The 16,321-nt window shown below is 70.7% G+C and carries 15 protein-coding genes; 11 read left to right on the forward strand and 4 right to left on the reverse strand.

Translation table 11 applies throughout. The annotated features are described in order from the left end of the window. The first annotated feature begins 2 nt into the window (after positions 1–2). From fdh to nrfD, 3 genes are read left to right on the forward strand one after another with little or no spacing between them, the layout of a single operon-like run. Positions 3–3,215: a formate dehydrogenase gene (gene fdh / locus F9C12_RS40495; protein WP_409463979.1), complete on the forward strand. Its 3,213-nt coding sequence runs from the start codon at positions 3–5 to the stop codon at positions 3,213–3,215. Next, on the forward strand, positions 3,208–4,026 hold the full coding sequence (locus tag F9C12_RS40500) for a 4Fe-4S dicluster domain-containing protein (RefSeq protein WP_409463980.1): 819 nt from the start codon (positions 3,208–3,210) through the stop codon (positions 4,024–4,026). The genes fdh and F9C12_RS40500 overlap by 8 nt, the downstream gene beginning before the upstream one ends. Beyond that, positions 4,023–4,958, forward strand: coding sequence for an NrfD/PsrC family molybdoenzyme membrane anchor subunit (gene nrfD / locus F9C12_RS40505; RefSeq protein WP_409463981.1), 936 nt, complete (start codon positions 4,023–4,025; stop codon positions 4,956–4,958). Before F9C12_RS40500 ends, nrfD begins: the two co-directional genes overlap by 4 nt. 18 nt (positions 4,959–4,976) lie before the next feature. Here nrfD and F9C12_RS40510 read toward each other — a convergent pair whose 3' ends face one another. Next, positions 4,977–6,167, reverse strand: a complete 1,191-nt coding sequence (locus F9C12_RS40510; protein WP_409179595.1) for a zinc-dependent alcohol dehydrogenase — start codon at positions 6,165–6,167, stop codon at positions 4,977–4,979. Between the two features lie 35 nt (positions 6,168–6,202). Further along, positions 6,203–6,820, reverse strand: a complete 618-nt coding sequence (locus F9C12_RS40515; protein ID WP_409463982.1) for a UdgX family uracil-DNA binding protein — start codon at positions 6,818–6,820, stop codon at positions 6,203–6,205. A gap of 77 nt (positions 6,821–6,897) precedes the next feature. On the opposite strand from F9C12_RS40515, the gene F9C12_RS40520 reads away from it, so the two are divergent. The 7 genes from F9C12_RS40520 to F9C12_RS40550 all read left to right on the forward strand — a co-directional run bounded on the left by F9C12_RS40520 (position 6,898) and on the right by F9C12_RS40550 (position 13,263). Continuing rightward, positions 6,898–7,455, forward strand: coding sequence for a hemerythrin domain-containing protein (locus F9C12_RS40520; RefSeq protein ID WP_409179597.1), 558 nt, complete (start codon positions 6,898–6,900; stop codon positions 7,453–7,455). 15 nt (positions 7,456–7,470) lie between these two features. Beyond that, positions 7,471–8,283 carry a family 1 encapsulin nanocompartment shell protein gene (locus F9C12_RS40525; RefSeq protein WP_409463983.1) on the forward strand — a complete coding sequence of 271 codons (813 nt, stop codon included), beginning with the start codon at positions 7,471–7,473 and terminating at the stop codon, positions 8,281–8,283. 250 nt (positions 8,284–8,533) lie between these two features. Next, positions 8,534–9,658 carry an NADP-dependent malic enzyme gene (locus F9C12_RS40530; RefSeq protein WP_409463984.1) on the forward strand — a complete coding sequence of 375 codons (1,125 nt, stop codon included), beginning with the start codon at positions 8,534–8,536 and terminating at the stop codon, positions 9,656–9,658. Positions 9,659–9,669: 11 nt separating this feature from the next. Further along, complete coding sequence (locus tag F9C12_RS40535) at positions 9,670–11,106, forward strand: CHAD domain-containing protein (protein ID WP_409463985.1); 1,437 nt, start codon at positions 9,670–9,672, stop codon at positions 11,104–11,106. Between the two features lie 188 nt (positions 11,107–11,294). After that, positions 11,295–11,813 (forward strand): hypothetical protein, encoded by a 519-nt coding sequence (locus F9C12_RS40540; RefSeq protein ID WP_409463986.1) that lies wholly within the window; start codon positions 11,295–11,297, stop codon positions 11,811–11,813. Then, positions 11,810–12,244: a DUF6292 family protein gene (locus F9C12_RS40545; protein WP_409179602.1), complete on the forward strand. Its 435-nt coding sequence runs from the start codon at positions 11,810–11,812 to the stop codon at positions 12,242–12,244. The genes F9C12_RS40540 and F9C12_RS40545 overlap by 4 nt, the downstream gene beginning before the upstream one ends. Before the next feature lie 215 nt (positions 12,245–12,459). Next, positions 12,460–13,263 carry a SigB/SigF/SigG family RNA polymerase sigma factor gene (locus F9C12_RS40550; protein ID WP_409463987.1) on the forward strand — a complete coding sequence of 268 codons (804 nt, stop codon included), beginning with the start codon at positions 12,460–12,462 and terminating at the stop codon, positions 13,261–13,263. On the opposite strand, the gene F9C12_RS40555 is transcribed toward F9C12_RS40550, so the two are convergent. Further along, entirely contained in the window at positions 13,253–14,032 is a 780-nt protein-coding gene (locus F9C12_RS40555; RefSeq protein WP_409463988.1) for a helix-turn-helix domain-containing protein, read from the reverse strand. The genes F9C12_RS40550 and F9C12_RS40555 overlap by 11 nt on opposite strands. 59 nt (positions 14,033–14,091) lie before the next feature. Between F9C12_RS40555 and F9C12_RS40560 the strand changes: the two genes are divergently transcribed. After that, on the forward strand, positions 14,092–14,979 hold the full coding sequence (locus tag F9C12_RS40560) for an alpha/beta fold hydrolase (protein WP_409463989.1): 888 nt from the start codon (positions 14,092–14,094) through the stop codon (positions 14,977–14,979). Here F9C12_RS40560 and F9C12_RS40565 read toward each other — a convergent pair. After that, complete coding sequence (locus tag F9C12_RS40565) at positions 14,972–16,306, reverse strand: MFS transporter (RefSeq protein WP_409463990.1); 1,335 nt, start codon at positions 16,304–16,306, stop codon at positions 14,972–14,974. The two genes, F9C12_RS40560 and F9C12_RS40565, sit on opposite strands and share 8 nt — an antisense overlap. Positions 16,307–16,321: the final 15 nt, after the last annotated feature.

Below are 16,321 nucleotides of genomic sequence, written 5' to 3' on the forward strand. Positions count from 1 at the left end.
GCATGGGCATGCGGCAGTGGATCGAAGGCTGGCCGGTGTACCGGCAGCTGGCCGGTCCCGACCGCACCGCGCGCGGCGCGGCGGCCAAATCCCGCGGCTCGGAAAACTGGCACGCCCGCACCGAGGACGCGGACAAGGTAGTCCGTTCGATCTGCCCGTATTGCGCGGTCGGCTGCGGGCAGAAGGTGTACGTCAAGGACGGCGCGGTCACCCAGATCGAAGGCGACCCGGATTCGCCGATCTCCCGCGGCAGGCTGTGCCCGAAGGGGTCGGCCAGCAAGCAGCTCGTGACCAGCCCGAGCCGCGTCACCGAAGTCCTCTACCGCCGCCCGTACGGCGCCGACTGGGAACGGCTGTCCCTCGACCAGGCGATGGACATGATCGCCGACCGGGTGCTCAAGACGCGTGCCGAAACCTGGCAGGACTCCGACGACCAGGGCCGCAAGCTCAACCGCACGCTCGGCTTCGCGAGCCTCGGCGGCGCGACGCTGGACAACGAAGAGAACTACCTGATGAAGAAGCTGTACACCGCGCTCGGCGCGATACAGATCGAAAATCAGGCCCGTATTTGACACTCCGCCACGGTTCCCGGTCTGGGGACCTCCTTCGGCCGTGGCGGCGCCACGACGTTCCAGCAGGACCTCGCCAACGCCGACTGCATCGTCGTCCAGGGCTCGAACATGGCCGAATGCCATCCGGTCGGGTTCCAGTGGGTGATGGAGGCGAAGGCCCGCGGCGCGAAGATCATCCACGTCGACCCGCGGTTCACCCGCACGAGCGCGGTCGCGCACGTCCACGCCTCGGTGCGCGCGGGCTCGGACATCGCGTTCCTCGGCGGCCTGATCAACTACGTCCTGCAGCACGAGCTGGACTTCCGCGAGTACGTCGTGGCCTACACGAACGCCGCCGCGATCCTCACCGAGGAGTTCGCCGACACCGAGGACCTCGACGGCCTGTTCTCCGGTTTCGACCCGGAGAAGCGCCAGTACGACAATTCGACCTGGGCGTACGAGGACGCCGAAGCGAGCCCGGCCGCGGGCGCCCGCGACCCGGGGCAGCCGGGCGGGCACCACGGCGGCGAGAAGCACCAAAGCTCCGCGCGCGCCGAGTCCTACGGCAGCGGCGGCGCGGCGATCGGCGCGAAGCCGAAGAGGGACGAGACGCTGCGGCATCCGCGCTGCGTTTACCAAGTCCTCAAACGGCATTTCTCCCGCTACACCCCGGAGGCCGTCGCGGACGTCTGCGGCCTGCCGGTCGAGCAGTTCGCCGAAATCGCCGAGGCGATCACCGCGAACTCCGGCCGCGACCGCACCACGGCCTGGGTGTATTCGGTCGGCTGGACGCACCACACGGTCGGCGCGCAGTACATCCGCACCGCCTCGATCCTGCAGACGCTGCTGGGCAACATCGGCCGTCCGGGCGGCGGCATCCTCGCCCTGCGCGGGCACGCCAGCATCCAGGGCTCGACCGACATCCCGACGCTGTTCAACCTGCTGCCCGGCTACCTCCCGATGCCGCACGCGCACCAGCACCTCGACCTGGACAGTTTCGTGGAGGCGGACGCGGGCAAGACCGGGTTCTGGGGCAACATGCGCTCGTACACGGTCAGCCTGCTCAAGGCCTATTGGGGCGACAACGCCCAGCCGCACAACGACTTCTGCTTCGACTACCTGCCGCGGCTGACCGGCGACCACGGCACCTACGCGACGGTCCAGAAGCAGATCGCGGGGGAGTGCAAGGGGTACTTCCTGGTCGGCGAGAACCCGGCGGTCGGGTCGGCCAACGGGAAGTTCCAGCGGCTCGGGCTGGCGAATCTCGACTGGCTGGTGGTCCGCGACCTGCAGCTGATCGAGAGCGCGACGTTCTGGAAAAACGGCCCGGAGATCGAGACCGGCGAGCTGAAACCCGAGGAGATCGGCACCGAGGTCTTCTTCCTGCCCGCCGCCGCGCACACCGAGAAGGACGGCAGCTTCACCAACACCCAGCGGCTGCTGCAATGGCACCACAAAGCGGTCGAACCGCCCGGCGACGCCCGCAGCGACCTGTGGTTCTACTACCACCTGGGCAGGCTGATCCGGGAGCGCGCCGGCCGCGACGAGCGCGACGCCCCGCTGCGCGACCTGGCCTGGAGCTATCCGACCGAGGGCCCGACGGACGACCCGAGCGCGGAGTCCGTGCTCGCGGAGATCAACGGCCACGGCCCGGACGGCCCGCTCTCGGCCTATACCCAGCTGAAGGGCGACGGTTCGACGGCGTGCGGCTGCTGGATCTACTGCGGCGTCCGCGCCGACGGGCACAACCACGCGGCGAACCGGCAGCCCGGGTCCGAACAGGACTGGATCGCTCCGGGCTGGGCCTGGGCGTGGCCGGCGAACAGGCGGATCCTGTACAACCGCGCCTCGGCGGATCCGGACGGGAAACCGTGGAGCGAACGCAAGAAGCTGATCTACTGGGACGCCGCGGAAGCCAAGTGGACCGGTCCGGACGTCCCGGACTTCGAGCCGGCGAAGCCGCCCGGCTACGTCCCGCCGGACGGGGCGAAGGCGCAGGACGCGCTGAGCGGCCGCGATCCGTTCATCATGCAGACCGACGGCAAAGCCTGGCTCTACGTCCCGGCCGGGCTGGCCGACGGCCCGCTGCCCACGCACTACGAGCCGTTCGAAAGCCCGGTCGGCAACGCGTTGTACGGCCAGCAGTCCTCGCCGGTGCGGCAGACCTTGGACAGCCCGGTGAACCAGTACAACCCGCCGCGCAGCGAGGTCTTTCCGTACGTGTTCACCACCTACCGGCTCACCGAGCACCACACGGCGGGCGGGATGAGCCGGACGCTGCCGTACCTGTCCGAACTGCAGCCGGAGTTCTTCTGCGAGGTCTCGCCCGCGCTGGCGGCCGAACGCGGCCTCGAGCACCTCGGCTGGGCGACCATCGTTTCGTCGCGGACCGCGATCGAGGCCCGCGTGCTGGTCACCGAACGCGTGAAACCGCTCAAGGTGCGCGGCCGCACCGTCCACCAGGTCGGGCTGCCGTATCACTGGGGCCCGAACGGCCTGTCCCGCGGCGACGCGGCCAACGACCTGCTGTCGATCGTGCTGGACCCGAACGTGCACATCCAGGAGGCCAAGGCGGCCACCTGCGACATCCGTCCCGGACGGCGGCCGCGCGGACCGGCGCTGCTGGAGTTCGTGGCGGAGTACCGGAGGCGAGCGAATGGCTGAGTACGGCGCCCAGCCCCGGATGGGCTTCTTCACCGACACGTCGGTGTGCATCGGGTGCAAGGCGTGCGAGGTCGCGTGCAAGGAGTGGAACGGCGTCCCGGAGGCCGAAAGCGCGCCGGACCTGCTCGGGCTGTCCTACGACAACACCGGCGACCTCGGCTCGAACACCTGGCGGCACGTCGCGTTCATCGAACAGCCCGCGGTCGACCTGGGGATGCCGACGGTCGGAGCGCCGGAAGAAGCGGGCGTGCGGTGGCTGATGTCCAGCGACGTCTGCAAGCACTGCACGCACGCGGCCTGCCTCGACGTCTGCCCGACCGGTGCGCTGTTCCGCACCGAATTCGACACCGTCGTGGTGCAGCAGGACATCTGCAACGGCTGCGGCTACTGCGTTCCCGCGTGTCCGTACGGGGTGATCGAAAAACGCGAAAGCGACGGGCGCGCGTTCAAGTGCACCCTCTGTTACGACCGGCTCGGCGCGGGGATGGAACCCGCGTGCGCCAAGGCCTGCCCGACCGATTCCATCCAGTTCGGCGAACTGGACGAACTCCGCGAACGCGCCGCCGCCCGCGTGACGGCGCTGCACGAGGACGGCGTGCCGGAGGCGCGGCTCTACGGGCACGACCCCGAGGACGGGGTGGGCGGAGACGGCGCGTTCTTCCTGCTGCTGGACGAACCCGAGGTCTACGGCTTCCCGCCGGACCCGGTGGTGACGACGCGCGACCTGCCGCGGATGTGGAAGCGGGCCGCGACCACCGCCGCCGGGGTGGCCGCGGCGCTCGTCGTGTCGTTCCTGGGACGGCGCCGATGAGCCCGCGCCGCGAACGGGCGATGGTCGAGCCCGCCGAATTCCGGTCCTACTACGGCAGGCCGATCCTCAAGGAGCCGGCTTGGAAGCAGCCGGACGTCCCGCTGTATTTGTTCCTCGGCGGCGCGGCCGGAGCGTCGGCGTCGCTGGCCGCGCTCGCCGACGCGACCGGACGGACGGAGCTGGCCAAGGTCGGCAGGCTGGCGGCTTCGGGCGGGTCGATCGCCAGCGTGGTCGCGCTGATCCACGACCTCGGCAAGCCGACGCGATTCCTGAACATGCTGCGCGTGCTCAAGCCGACTTCTCCGCTGTCGGTGGGTTCGTGGATCCTGTCGCCGTTCTCCGGTCTCGCGGCGGGGGCGGCGTTTTCCACGCTGACCGGGCGTTTCCCGCGACTCGGCCGGCTGGCCGGAGCGGGGGCGGGCGTGCTGGGCCCGGCGATGTGCACCTACACCGCGGTGCTGCTGGCCGACACGGCGACCCCGTCCTGGCACGAGGCGCACGGGACGCTGCCGGTGCTGTTCGCGGGCAGCGCGCTGACCAGCGGGGCGGGGATCGCGCTGATTGCCGTGCCACGGAAGGAAAACGGTCCGGTGGTGCGCGCCGGACTCGCCGGGGCGGTGGCGGAACTGGCTGCCGAGCACCATCTCGAGACCGGCCTGGGGCTGGCTTCGGAGCCGTACCGGACCGGGCGGGCCGGGCGCTTGCTGAAGGCGGCGAAGGCGCTGACCGCGGCGGGGGCAGCGTTGTCGTTGGCCGCACGGCGCAATCGCGCGGCGGGCGTCGCTGCCGGGGCGGCTTATCTCGCGTCCGGCTTGTGCACGCGGTTCGGCGTGTACGCGGCCGGGGTGGAGTCCACAAAGGACCCGAAGTACGTCGTCGTCCCGCAGCGGGAGCGGCTGGCCCGGCGAGCGGAAGAGCGTCCGGGCCGGTGAGCCCGGACGCCCCCGTGCTCACGCCGCCGGTTCCAGCAGGATCTTCTGCACCCCGTCGAGCTTCTTCTGGAACATGTCGTACGCCCGCGGCGCGTCGGCCAGCGGGAGCTTGTGGGTGGCGAACCCTTCGACGCCCAGCGGGTCCCCGTCCGCGGTGAGCACCGGCAGCACGTCGTCGATCCAGCGCCGCACGTTCGCCTGCCCGGTGTGCAGCCGGATCTGCTTGTCGAACAGTTCCATCATCGGGATCGGGTCGGCCATCCCGCCGTACACCCCGGACAGCGAGATCGTGCCGCCGCGCCGGACGCTGTCGATCGCCGCGTACAGCACGCTCAGCCGGTCGATCCCGGCCTTCTCGGTCACCTTCGCGCCCAGCGTCTGCGGCAGCAGCGCGACCAGGTTGTGCGCGAGTTTCCCGATCGGCGCGCCGTGCGCTTCCATGCCGACCGCGTCGATCACCGAGTCCGCGCCGCGGCCGCCGGTGAGGTCGCGGATCGCGTCCCCGATCCGCCGGTGGTCGCGCAGGTCCAGCGTGGTCGCGCCGTGCGCGCGGGCCCGCGCCAGCCGTTCCGGCACGAGGTCGATCCCGATCACCTCGCCGGCGCCGCGATGCCGCGCGACCCGGGCGCACATCTGGCCGATCGGGCCGAGCCCGAAGACCGCGACGGAGCCGCCGTCGGGGACGTCCGCGTACTCCACGGCCTGCCAGGCGGTCGGGACCACGTCGGACAGGTAGACGAACCGTTCGTCCGGCGGGCCCTCGGGCACCTTGATCGGCCCGTACTGCGCCTGCGGGACGCGCAGGTACTCGGCCTGCCCGCCGGGCACCTGGCCGTAGAGCTTCGTGTAGCCGAACAGCGCCGCGCCCTTTTCCTGGTCCTTGACCTGGGTGATCTCGCACTGCGACTGCAGCCCGCGCTCGCACATCCAGCAGCGGCCGCAGGAGATGTTGAAGGGCACCACGACGCGGTCGCCGGGTTTCAGCGAACTCACCGCGCCGCCGACCTCCTCGACGATCCCCATCGGCTCGTGGCCGAGGATGTCGCCCTCGGTCATGAACGGGCCGAGGACCTCGTACAGGTGCAGGTCCGAGCCGCAGATGCCGGTGGAGGTCACCCGCACGACGGCGTCGGTCGGTTCCTCGATTTTCGGGTCCGGGACGTCGTCGACTCGCACGTCCCGCTTGCCGTGCCAGGTCACTGCTTTCATGGCGGCCGGATTCCCCTCGCCGCGGCGGGCAAACGTCAGAGCCCGCGCAGGTCCGCGACGAACTCGTCGTAGGCGGCGTCCCGGTCGGGCGCGCGCAGCACCGCGGACGGATGCACGGTGGCGACCGCCGACGCGAACAGGCCGGCGAACTCTTCCGGCGGGTCCAGCGGTTCGCCGCGATGCCGGGTGAGCCGGAAACTGCTGCCGTACATCGATTGCGCCGCCGTCGCGCCCAGCAGCAGGACAAGCCGCGGCCGCACCGCCCGCAGCTCGGCCACCAGCCACGGCCGGCACGCGACGACCTCGGACCGCGCCGGTTTTTCGTGGATCCGGCGTTTGCCGCGCAGCTTGAACTTGAAGTGCTTGACCGCGTTGGTCACGTAGAGCGAACCGCGGTCCAGCCCCGCGTCTTCCAGCGCTCGGTCGAGCAGCCGTCCGGCCGGGCCGACGAACGGCTCGCCGCGCCGGTCCTCCTGGTCGCCGGGCTGCTCGCCGAGGGCGAAGATGTCGGCGCGCTGGTTTCCGGCGCCGAAGACCGTCTCCGTGGCGTCGCGGTACAGCCCGCAGCCGCGGCATTCGAGGGCGGCTTCGCGGAGCTTGCCGAGGCTGGCGGTGTCCGGCGGCTCGGCTCCCGGTTCCTGTCGCGCGGCCATCGGATCTCTTTACCCGCACCGGGCCCCGGGCAAACACGGCGAGCGCGCCGCCGCCGGGAGAGCTAACGTCGGGGGCCATGACCGACATCACCAGCCTGATCCTCGACGATCACGAGCGGTTCCGGCGGGCGTTCGCGGAACTGGACGACCTCGACCGCCCGGACGAGCTGGCGCGGGCCTGGGAACCGCTCGCCGACCTGCTGGACCTGCACGCGGCGGCCGAGGAGGCGGTCTTCTACCCCGAGCTGATCCAGCGCGGCGCGGACGCCGAGGACGAGACGCTCGACGCGGTCGGCGACCACAACGACATCCGCGACGCCGTCGCCGAAACCCGCCGCCACCCGCCGGGCAGCGCCGCCTGGCACGCGGCGGTCCGGCAGGCCCGCACCGCCAACAGCGAGCACATGGCCGAGGAGGAGGACGACGCGCTCGCCGACTTCCGCAAGCACGCGGATCCGGGCCTGCGCGAGGAACTCGGCCGGAAGTTCCTCGCGTTCAAGGCCGAGCACGAGGGCGCCAAGGGCATCGACACCGGGGACGTCGACCCGGAGCGCTACGTCGCGGAGCAGGAGCGGAAAGCCGGGAAGACGCCGCCGGACGACGGTTCGCTGGGCATCGGCAGCCTGAAGGACTGACGGAGAGGGAGCACGATGAACCACCTGATGCGCGAACTCGCGCCGATTCCGGCCGAGGGCTGGAAGCAGATCGACGACGAGGCGCGGGAGCGGCTGACGACGCATCTGGCGGCGCGCAAGATGGTCGATGTCGAAGGCCCGCACGGCTGGGAGTACTCCGCCACGCCGCTCGGCCGGACCCGGCGGATCGACCCGCCGGAAGCGGCCCGCGAACGCGAAACCCTCGCGCGGCAGCGCCGGGTGCTGCCGCTGGTGGAGGTGCGGGTGCCGTTCACCGTCGAGCGCAGGGAACTCGAGGACGCCGAACGCGGCGCCGACGACCTGGAGTTCGACGACCTCGACCAGGCCGCCGCTCAGGTCGGCCTGCTGGAGAACCGCGCGGTGTTCCACGGCTGGCCGGACGCCGGGATCACCGGGATCGTCGAAGCGAGCCCGTACGACCACGGGACGCTGGGCACCGACCCGGAACGCTACCCGCACGTCGTGGCCAACGCGGTGAACACGTTGCGGTGCAACGGAATCGAGGGTCCGTACGCGCTCGCGATCAACCCCGCGGGCTACACGTCCATCGTGGAGAGCACCGAACACGGCGGCCTCCTCGTGCTCGACCACCTCCGCCGCGCGCTGGGCGGCGGCCGGGTCAAGCGGACGCCGGGGCTGACCGGCGCGGTGGTGCTGAGCCTGTCCGGCGGGGACTTCGTGCTGGAACTCGGCCAGGACCTCTCGGTCGGCTACCGCCACCACGACGCCGAGACGCTCACGCTGTACCTGGAGGAGAGCTTCAGCTTCCGGGTGGCCGAACCGGACGCGGCCCTCGTGCTGGACTGAGCACAGGGCGACCGGCGCCGGGCATCGCGGCAGCGAGCCGTGCGGGGACTCGGAGCCTCAATGCCGGGAACTTGAGCTGACTCGCCCCGCTGACCGCCGCGATGGACGCCAACCTGGCCGGAACGCCCGATCATGCTCGCCGGGACCGGATCTGCGCCCGCACCCGATGCGGCAGCTGCCCAGCCAGGGCAGGGGGCGGAGCTCCGGCTGAGCACGGTTCCGCCGCCGCGCGGCCGGGTATCCGGCTGCCATGAGCAGTCGCGGAAAGATCCAAGTCACCACCCGGGTGCGGCTCGACGGCGCCGGCGACCTCGCCGAGCACTACACGCCGGGCGTCGCCGAGCTGGCCAAGCGCGTCGCCGAGGACCCGTCGGTGCTGGCGCGGGAGACCGTGCGCGGCAACTCCGTCGCGATCGTGTCCGACGGGTCCGCGCTGCTCGGGCTCGGCGACCAGGGCCCGGCCGCCGCGCTGCCGGTGATGGAGGGCAAAGCGGCGCTGCTGAAGCGGTTCGCCGACGTCGACGCCTGGCCGATCTGCCCGGTCAGCCGCGAACCGGAAGACCTGGTGCGCACCGCCAAGGACCTCGCGACGTCGTTCGGCGCGATCAACCTGGAAGACATCGCCGCGCCCCGGTGCTTCACCGTCGAGCGGCAGCTGCACGACGAGCTGGACATCCCGGTCTTCCACGACGACCAGCACGGGACTGCGATAGCCGTGCTGGCCGCCTTGCACAACGCGCTGAAGCTGACCGACCGGACGCCGGGGGACACGTCGGTGGTGATCTCCGGCGCGGGCGCGGCGGGTTCGGCGATCGCCCGGTTGCTGCTCAAGGCGGATTTCACCGCGGAGCGGATCGTGGTCTGCGACAGCAAGGGCGCCCTGCACGGCGAACGCGATTTGACCGGCGAGAAGCAGTGGCTCGCGGAGAACACCAACCGCGGCGACGCGGTCCGGGGGAGCCTGCGAGACGCTTTGCAGGACGCGGACGTCTTCATCGGCGTGAGCGTCGGCGGCCTGCTCAAGGGGGACGACCTCGCCCGGATGGCGGACCGGGCGATCGTGTTCGCGCTGGCCAACCCCGATCCCGAGGTCGATCCGGAGGACGCGCACGAGCACGCGGAGATCGTCGCGACCGGCCGCAGCGACCTGCCCAACCAGATCAACAACGTCCTGGTGTTCCCGGGGATGTTCCGCGGCCTGCTCGATTCCGGCGCCACGAGGGTGACCGCGCGGATGCTGCTCGCGGCCTCGCACGCGGTGGCCGGGACCGTCGGCGGCGACCTCGACCGGGAGCACATCGTGCCCAGCGTGTTCGACGAGAGCCTGGTGCCCGCGATCGCCGAGGGCGTCGCCGGTGCGGCGGAAAACGACTGAAGGAGGGGCGAATGAAGAGCGCTGAGTCCGGACGGAAGTACGAGCTGAGCCTGAAGGCGCGGGTGCCGCGGCTGGCGGGCAAGGGGATCGCGCAGGAGGCTCCCGCCGAGCGGACGCTGGAGACTGTCTATTACGACACCAAGGGTTTCCGGTTGACCAGAGCCGGGATCACGCTGCGAAGAAGCAGCGATTCCGGGTGGTGCCTGAGTTTCCCGTCCGGCCAGGAGCTGCGGTTTCCGCTCGGCGAGGGCCCCGCTTCGTTCGCGCCGCTGGTGCGCGCCTACACGCTGGACCGGAAGCTGCGCCCGATCGCGCAGGTGCGGACGGACCGTTTCACGCATCGCTGGTCCGACGAGTCCGGCCGGACGGTGGCGACGCTGGCGGACGACCATGTCACTGGGGAATTCCTGGGGGGACAAGCACTTCGGCTGGATCGCTGGCGCGAGCTGGACGTCGAACTCGCGCCGGATTCCTCGCCCGGGCTTCTGGACCGCCTTGATCGCACCTTGCGGAAGCGCGGCGCCGAGAACGCCTGGTGGCCGTCGAAACTGCAACGGCTGCTCGGAGACGAGACCGAGGGCGCGCGCGGCCCGGACGAGGTTCTGCCCGCGTATTTGAGCGAGCAATTCGAGCGGTTGCGCCGGGCTGACCTCGGTTTCCGGCTGGGGGAAGAAGATTCGGTGCACCAGTTGCGGGTGGCCGCGCGGAAGCTGCGCAGCGCGCTCCAGACGTTCAACTCCTTGGCGGGAAAGAAGAAAGCCACCGCGATCGCGGCGGAACTGAAGTGGCTGGGCGGCGAACTCGCTCCGGCACGGGACGCCGAAGTCAGCCAAGCTCGCCTCGAAGCTTGTCTCGACGAGGTTCCGTCGGAGCTGGTTTTCGGGCCGCTGCGCCAATACCTCACGCGGGATTTCGCCCGCACTTCCCAAACCGGGCTGGCTCGCGCGACCGAAGCGTTGTCCAGCACCCGGTATGCGACTTTGCTGAAGTCGATCGCCACGCTGCTCGACACGATGCCTCCGGTGCGCAAAAAGGCCTTGCGGAAGCCGTTGCGCAAGACGGCGCGCAAGCTTTACCGGGCCGCTGCGGCGACGGAAGGGCTCAGCGGCGCCGAGTTGGAGCAGGCGTTGCACAACGTGCGGAAGAAGGCCAAGCGAGCCCGTTACGCCGCCGATGCGGTCCATCCGGTGTTCGGCAAGAAGCTGCGCACCTGGCGCAAAAATGTCAAGGCAGTGCAGCAGACCCTGGGCAAACATCAGGACACGGTGGTCGACCGCGCGGCGTTGCGGCACTTCGCGATCGACGGCTTCGGCGAGAACCAGAACACTTTCACCTTCGGGCTCCTCTACGGCCGTGACGAAGCCGCGGCGAAGATGCTGCGGGACAGGTTCGCCGGCGAATGGCGCACGCTGCGCATGGGCGCCTGCCCGTCCTGGCTCGCGGCCTGACCGCCGGTTGTCCATTGTGGACAGCAGAAACGCCGGCGGTGTCTCGGCACCACCGGCGTCCCCACGGCAACGAAAGTCTCAAGGCGGAACGGGTTCCGCGCCGCGTTCCTGCTACCCCGCCCGGGGAAGGTCCAAACCTCTCCCGGACGAGGTTTGCCGAGCGGCCGGATCGGGGAACCCGACGCGAAATGGGATCACAACTGACCGCGACCTGGGTGTCGGCGATCGGGAGCGCGGGATCGCTGCTGGGGTTCGCCTCGTACGTGTGGATCATGCTGCTCAACCGGAAGGACCAGGCGGAAGTCCGCCAGGAGCAGCAAGCGCAGTCGGTCGCCGCGTGGCTCGACGAGGGCTCCCGGCACGACCGCGACGAGGATTACGTGGTGTGCGCGCACAACAGCGGCGACGCGCCGGTGTTCGACTGCTCGCTGGAAGTCGAGCGGCCGGACGAGGACGAACCGCATTGCGTCCGGTTCGCGATCATCCCGCCCGCGTCGACCGCAGTGCGCGCGCTGCCCTTCGGCGAGGACGCGCTGCCCCTGGACGACTTGTACTCGGCAGCCGCGGTTCCCGCTCTGTCCTTCACCGATTCCCGCGGCGGCCACTGGACGCGCGACACCTCCGGTGTGCTCAGCCGCACCGATCACCGTTCGCTGCGCGGCCGTTGGCGGTCCAGCACCGATTCTTCTGGAGAAAGGCACTCGTGACCACCACCCCCCACCTCTCGCCCAGCAATCCGCAGGCTGTCCTCGTCGCGCTGTACGGCTACCTCGACGAGGTCGCGCGCGCACTCGGGGTCGGCCCGGAATCCCGCACTGTCGACCAGGATTCGCCGCTCTCGGCCTACCTCGCCCTCGACGACCGGCTCCCGGGTTACCCCGGCCGGGACGTCGCGCTGCTGTGGGACGAGGTCCACGGCTGGTCGGCCGCGGTGGAAACCCATTCCGGCGAGGACCTGATCGTCATCCGGTATCTCGGCGGCGACAGCGTCGCGCCGCCGCCCGCGCGGCTGGTCCGGTTCCTCACCGCATTGCGTGAGGACGATCACCGCATCGGGCAGCTGACGCCGCCGACCCTGCGTTCAGTGGGCAGTCCTGCGGAAATCGCCACTCTGCTGCGCTTGCGCGCCGCGGCTTGAGCCCCCATTCGGGTGGGCGGCTGATTGATCTCGCGCCCGGGCGGGTACCACCCGGCCATGACGCTCCGGCTTCCCAACGACCGGGCGAGCGCGCCGATCCGCCGCCCGCTCGCCTTGCGGCGCCGTGCACTGTCCACTAAGGATGGTTAGCGTCGGCGAGGCGCACCAGGGCACCACCCCGAGTCACGTTCCCTTCGGCTGTCAGGAGGACCTGCATGACCGCGGCGACCATGACCCGCACCCGGCGCAGCGACGACTACCGGCACTGCGCGGTGCTGTTCGAGGAAATCAGCCACCTCGCCGAGGACACCGACGAGCACTCCCGGCTGCGGCGCCGTCTCATCGAGGAACACCTCCCGCTGGCCGAGCACATCGCGCGCCGCTTCGCCCGGCGCGGCCAGCCGTCCGAGGACCTGCTGCAAGTGGCGCGGATCGGCTTGATCAACGCCGTCGACCGCTACGACCCGGCGCGGCAGACGGATTTCGTGGCCTTCGCCGTCCCGACGGTGATGGGCGAGGTCCGCCGGTACTTCCGCGACCACACCTGGTCGGTCCGGGTCCCGCGCCGGCTCAAGGAACTCCACCTGCGGATCGGCCAGGCCGCCACCGAACTGGGCCAGCGCCTGGGCCGCGCGCCCACCGCGCGCGAACTCGCCGACCACTTGGACCTCGACCTCGACGAGGTCGCCGAAGCCCTGCACGCAGGCAACGCCTACCAAGCCTCCTCGATCGACTACCCGGCCCACGACGACACGGGCTCGACCGCACTGGCCGACACGCTCGGCGACGAGGACCCGGAAATCGAAAAGCTCGAAGACCGGGAAACGCTGAAACCGCTCCTGCGCGCCTTGCCGGAACGGGAACGCGCGATTCTCGTCATGCGGTTTTTCTCGAACATGACGCAGAGCCAGATCGCGGAACGGGTCGGCCTGTCGCAGATGCAGGTGTCGCGATTGCTGGCCCGGACGCTGAGCACGCTGCGGGAACAGCTCACCGAGGCGTCCAGCGCTAGCCGGTGACGTATTCGGTGGGCGTGCATCCGGTGAGGCTGCGGAAATCGCGGTTGAGGTGGGATTGGTCGGCGTATCCGCAGAGGACCGCTAACTCCGCCCACGAGCGCGCGGCCGGGAGCCGGGACACCGCGCGGTGCAGGCGGGCGATCCGTCCGACCGTCCGGGGCGAAAGGCCGATCTCCTCCCGGAAGCGGGCCGTCAGATGCTGCCGGGTCCAGCCGACTTCGGCGGCTGCCGCGTCGACCCGGATCGCCGAGGACGTCAGCCGGTGCCACGCGGCGTGTACGGGGCGCGCCAAGGCCGGGCCGGAGCGGATGCGGGGGAGCAGGTAGGCGTCGAGCAGGGCGAACCGCGCGGGCCAGTCGGGGGCGGAGGCCAGCTGATCGGCGAGCAGGTCGGCGTCGCGGCCGAGGAGGTCGGTCGCGGAGACGCTCGCGTTCGCCAGCAGGCGCAGCGGCAGGCCGAACAACGCGTGCGCGGCGGGCGGGGTCAGCGCGATCGTGATTCCCCGCGCGGGTCCGGCCTGCGACACGAGCAGGGGCCGGTCCCGCAGCCCCAAGACCGGCGACCGGGGCACCGACCGGAGGGGAGCCTCGAAGTCGAGGATCAGGGTGAGCGCGCCCAACGGCGTTACCCGCCAAGGCATTTCGGCGGAGTCCGGGAACTCGTGGCCCGCGTAGTCCAGGACGCCGGGGACTCGCGAACCCCCGAAGAAGTGCCGTCCCCGGGAGGCCGTGATTTCCCGGCGCGGGACGACGAGCGACCACTCTGTCATGCCGCCATCTTACTTTCGTCCAAGACCGGCCGGAGGCGCGCGGAATAGCGTTCCGGTCCATGAAGAAGATCGGCCAGTTCAAGAACCCCGAGGCACGGCAACGCTATTTCGCTGTCTACGAGCAGGCGCTGCGGGAATGCCCGCGGCCGGACGAGGTTTTCGACGTTCCCTGCCGCCACGGGACCACGCGCGTCTACCGTTTCGGCGAAGGCGGCCGCCCGATCGTGCTCCTGCCGGGCCTGATGGCCGCCTCGGTCTGCTACGCGCCGCTCCTCCCGGGGCTCAGCGGTCCGGTCTACGCCGTCGACACCCTCGGCGAGGCCGGACGCAGCGTGCAGACCAGGCCGTTCGCCGACGTCCGGGACCGTGCGCTCGGGCTCGACGACGTCCTGGCCGCGCTCGGGCTCGGCGACGTCTGCCTCGTCGGCGGCTCGACCGGCGGCTGGCACGCGGTCAACCAGGCGATCCACGCCCCGGACCGGCTCGCCGCGCTGTGCCTGCTCGACCCGACGACGGTCGGCGCGAAGTTCTCCGCCGCCGCGCAACGCCGCGCTCTCGCGGCGATCGTGCTGAACCGCGACCGCGACTGGCGGCGTTTCGTGGCCTGGTCCGCGGGCGAGGACATCTTCGACCAGCCCGCCGCGCAGGTGGTCGTCGCCGGGATCCGGGCTTACCGGGCGAGGATCCCGTTCCAGACCTGCCCGCCCGACGAAGCACTGCGCGGAATCCGGACGCCGCTGCGGGCGTTGTTCGGCGGGCGCAGCGTCGTCCACGATCCCGTTGCCGCGGCGGCGAATCTCCGCCGGCTCGTCCCGCACGCGGAGGTGGAGATCCTGCCCGAGGCGGGGCATTGCGTGTACCTCAGGCAGGCCGACCGGGAACGGGTTCTCGAGGCGATCGGCGTTCCGGGCGGCGGCCGGCCGCCCGGAACGCCGTCGCTCAGGTGAGCCGGGGAACCTCCTTGACCGGCGCGGGAGCCAGCTCGTCGTCCTCGAACAGGTCGCTCTGCCGGATCGCCAGCGTGCAGACGACGCTGACCGCGGTCGTCGCGGCGAGGTAGACCAGGATGCCGGTCGTCCCGGTCTTCCCGGCGAGGTAGGCGAGGATCAGCGGGGTCAATCCCGAAGCCACGACGCCGGAAAGCTGGTACACGACGGAAATCCCCGTGCACCGCCGCGAAATCGGGAACAGTTCGGCGTAGAACGCCGCCTGCGGGCCGTACATCACCGGGTAGCTGATGCCCAGGACCGCGACCAGGGCGAGCGTGATCAGCACCGGATTGCCGCTGTGCAGCGCGGCCAGTGCGGGGATCGCCAGCACCAGCGTCGTCACGGCTCCGGTCGTGAAGGTTCCGCGGCGCCCGAACCGGTCGGACACCTTGCCGAACACCGGGATGAACACGACCATCACCGCGGCCGCGATCATCACGCCGACCAGCAGCGGCTGCCGGTCCAGTTTCAGGGTTCCGCTGCCGTAGGAGATCACGAAGACCGCCCACGCGTTGAAGGCCACGCCCTCGGTGAACCGGCTGCCCATGCCGAGCAGCAGGTGCCGCCGGGACAGCCGGTCGCGGACCAGTTCGACCGCGGGGACGGTGGCCGTGCCCTCCTCGGCGGCCATGGTGCGGAAGGCCGGGGTTTCCATCACCTTGACCCGGATCAGCAGCCCCGCCACCACCAGCACCGCCGACAGCAGGAAGCCGATGCGCCAGCCCCACAACAGGAACGCCTCGTCGCTGGTGACCGCGTTCAGCAGCGCCAGCACGCCGGTGCCCAGCGTGAGCCCGATGGCCAGGCCGATCTGCGGGAAACTGCCGTAGAGACCGCGTTTCCCGGCCGGGGCGTATTCGGTGGCCATCAGCACCGCTCCGCCCCATTCGCCGCCGACCGCGACGCCCTGGGCCAGGCGGAGGACCACCAGGATGATCGGCGCGGCCGGCCCGATCATCCGGTAGTCGGGCAGCAGCCCGATGAGACAGGTCGCGGTGCCCATGATGAGCATGGTCGCGACGAGGATCTTCTTGCGCCCGACCCGGTCGCCGAGGTGGCCGAAGACGAATCCGCCGATCGGGCGGGCGAGGAAGCCGAGCGCGAAGGTCGCGAAGGCCAGCACGGTGCCGACCAGGGGATCGGAGCCGGGGAAGTACAGCTTGTTGAAGACGAGTCCCGCGGCGGTGCCGTACAGGAAGAAGTCGTACCACTCGACGGTCGTGCCGAACACGCTGGACGCGACTACGAGGCGGACGTCGGTGCTTTTCTCCGGAGTTGTCGCCATTGATAACTCCCGGTG

The organism is Amycolatopsis sp. GA6-003, from assembly GCF_046267895.1.
Lineage (GTDB): Bacteria > Actinomycetota > Actinomycetes > Mycobacteriales > Pseudonocardiaceae > Amycolatopsis.

What these genes read in the sequence shown, in the direction of transcription:
- F9C12_RS40500 (WP_409463980.1), top strand. Translation starts at nt 3,208, where the DNA reads ATGGCTGAGTACGGCGCCCAGCCCCGGATGGGCTTCTTCACCGACACG.
- nrfD (WP_409463981.1), top strand. Translation starts at nt 4,023, where the DNA reads ATGAGCCCGCGCCGCGAACGGGCGATGGTCGAGCCCGCCGAATTCCGG.
- F9C12_RS40510 (WP_409179595.1), bottom strand. Translation starts at nt 6,167, where the DNA reads ATGAAAGCAGTGACCTGGCACGGCAAGCGGGACGTGCGAGTCGACGAC.
- F9C12_RS40515 (WP_409463982.1), bottom strand. Translation starts at nt 6,820, where the DNA reads ATGGCCGCGCGACAGGAACCGGGAGCCGAGCCGCCGGACACCGCCAGC.
- F9C12_RS40520 (WP_409179597.1), top strand. Translation starts at nt 6,898, where the DNA reads ATGACCGACATCACCAGCCTGATCCTCGACGATCACGAGCGGTTCCGG.
- F9C12_RS40525 (WP_409463983.1), top strand. Translation starts at nt 7,471, where the DNA reads ATGAACCACCTGATGCGCGAACTCGCGCCGATTCCGGCCGAGGGCTGG.
- F9C12_RS40530 (WP_409463984.1), top strand. Translation starts at nt 8,534, where the DNA reads ATGAGCAGTCGCGGAAAGATCCAAGTCACCACCCGGGTGCGGCTCGAC.
- F9C12_RS40535 (WP_409463985.1), top strand. Translation starts at nt 9,670, where the DNA reads ATGAAGAGCGCTGAGTCCGGACGGAAGTACGAGCTGAGCCTGAAGGCG.
- F9C12_RS40540 (WP_409463986.1), top strand. Translation starts at nt 11,295, where the DNA reads ATGGGATCACAACTGACCGCGACCTGGGTGTCGGCGATCGGGAGCGCG.
- F9C12_RS40550 (WP_409463987.1), top strand. Translation starts at nt 12,460, where the DNA reads ATGACCGCGGCGACCATGACCCGCACCCGGCGCAGCGACGACTACCGG.
- F9C12_RS40555 (WP_409463988.1), bottom strand. Translation starts at nt 14,032, where the DNA reads ATGACAGAGTGGTCGCTCGTCGTCCCGCGCCGGGAAATCACGGCCTCC.
- F9C12_RS40560 (WP_409463989.1), top strand. Translation starts at nt 14,092, where the DNA reads ATGAAGAAGATCGGCCAGTTCAAGAACCCCGAGGCACGGCAACGCTAT.
- F9C12_RS40565 (WP_409463990.1), bottom strand. Translation starts at nt 16,306, where the DNA reads ATGGCGACAACTCCGGAGAAAAGCACCGACGTCCGCCTCGTAGTCGCG.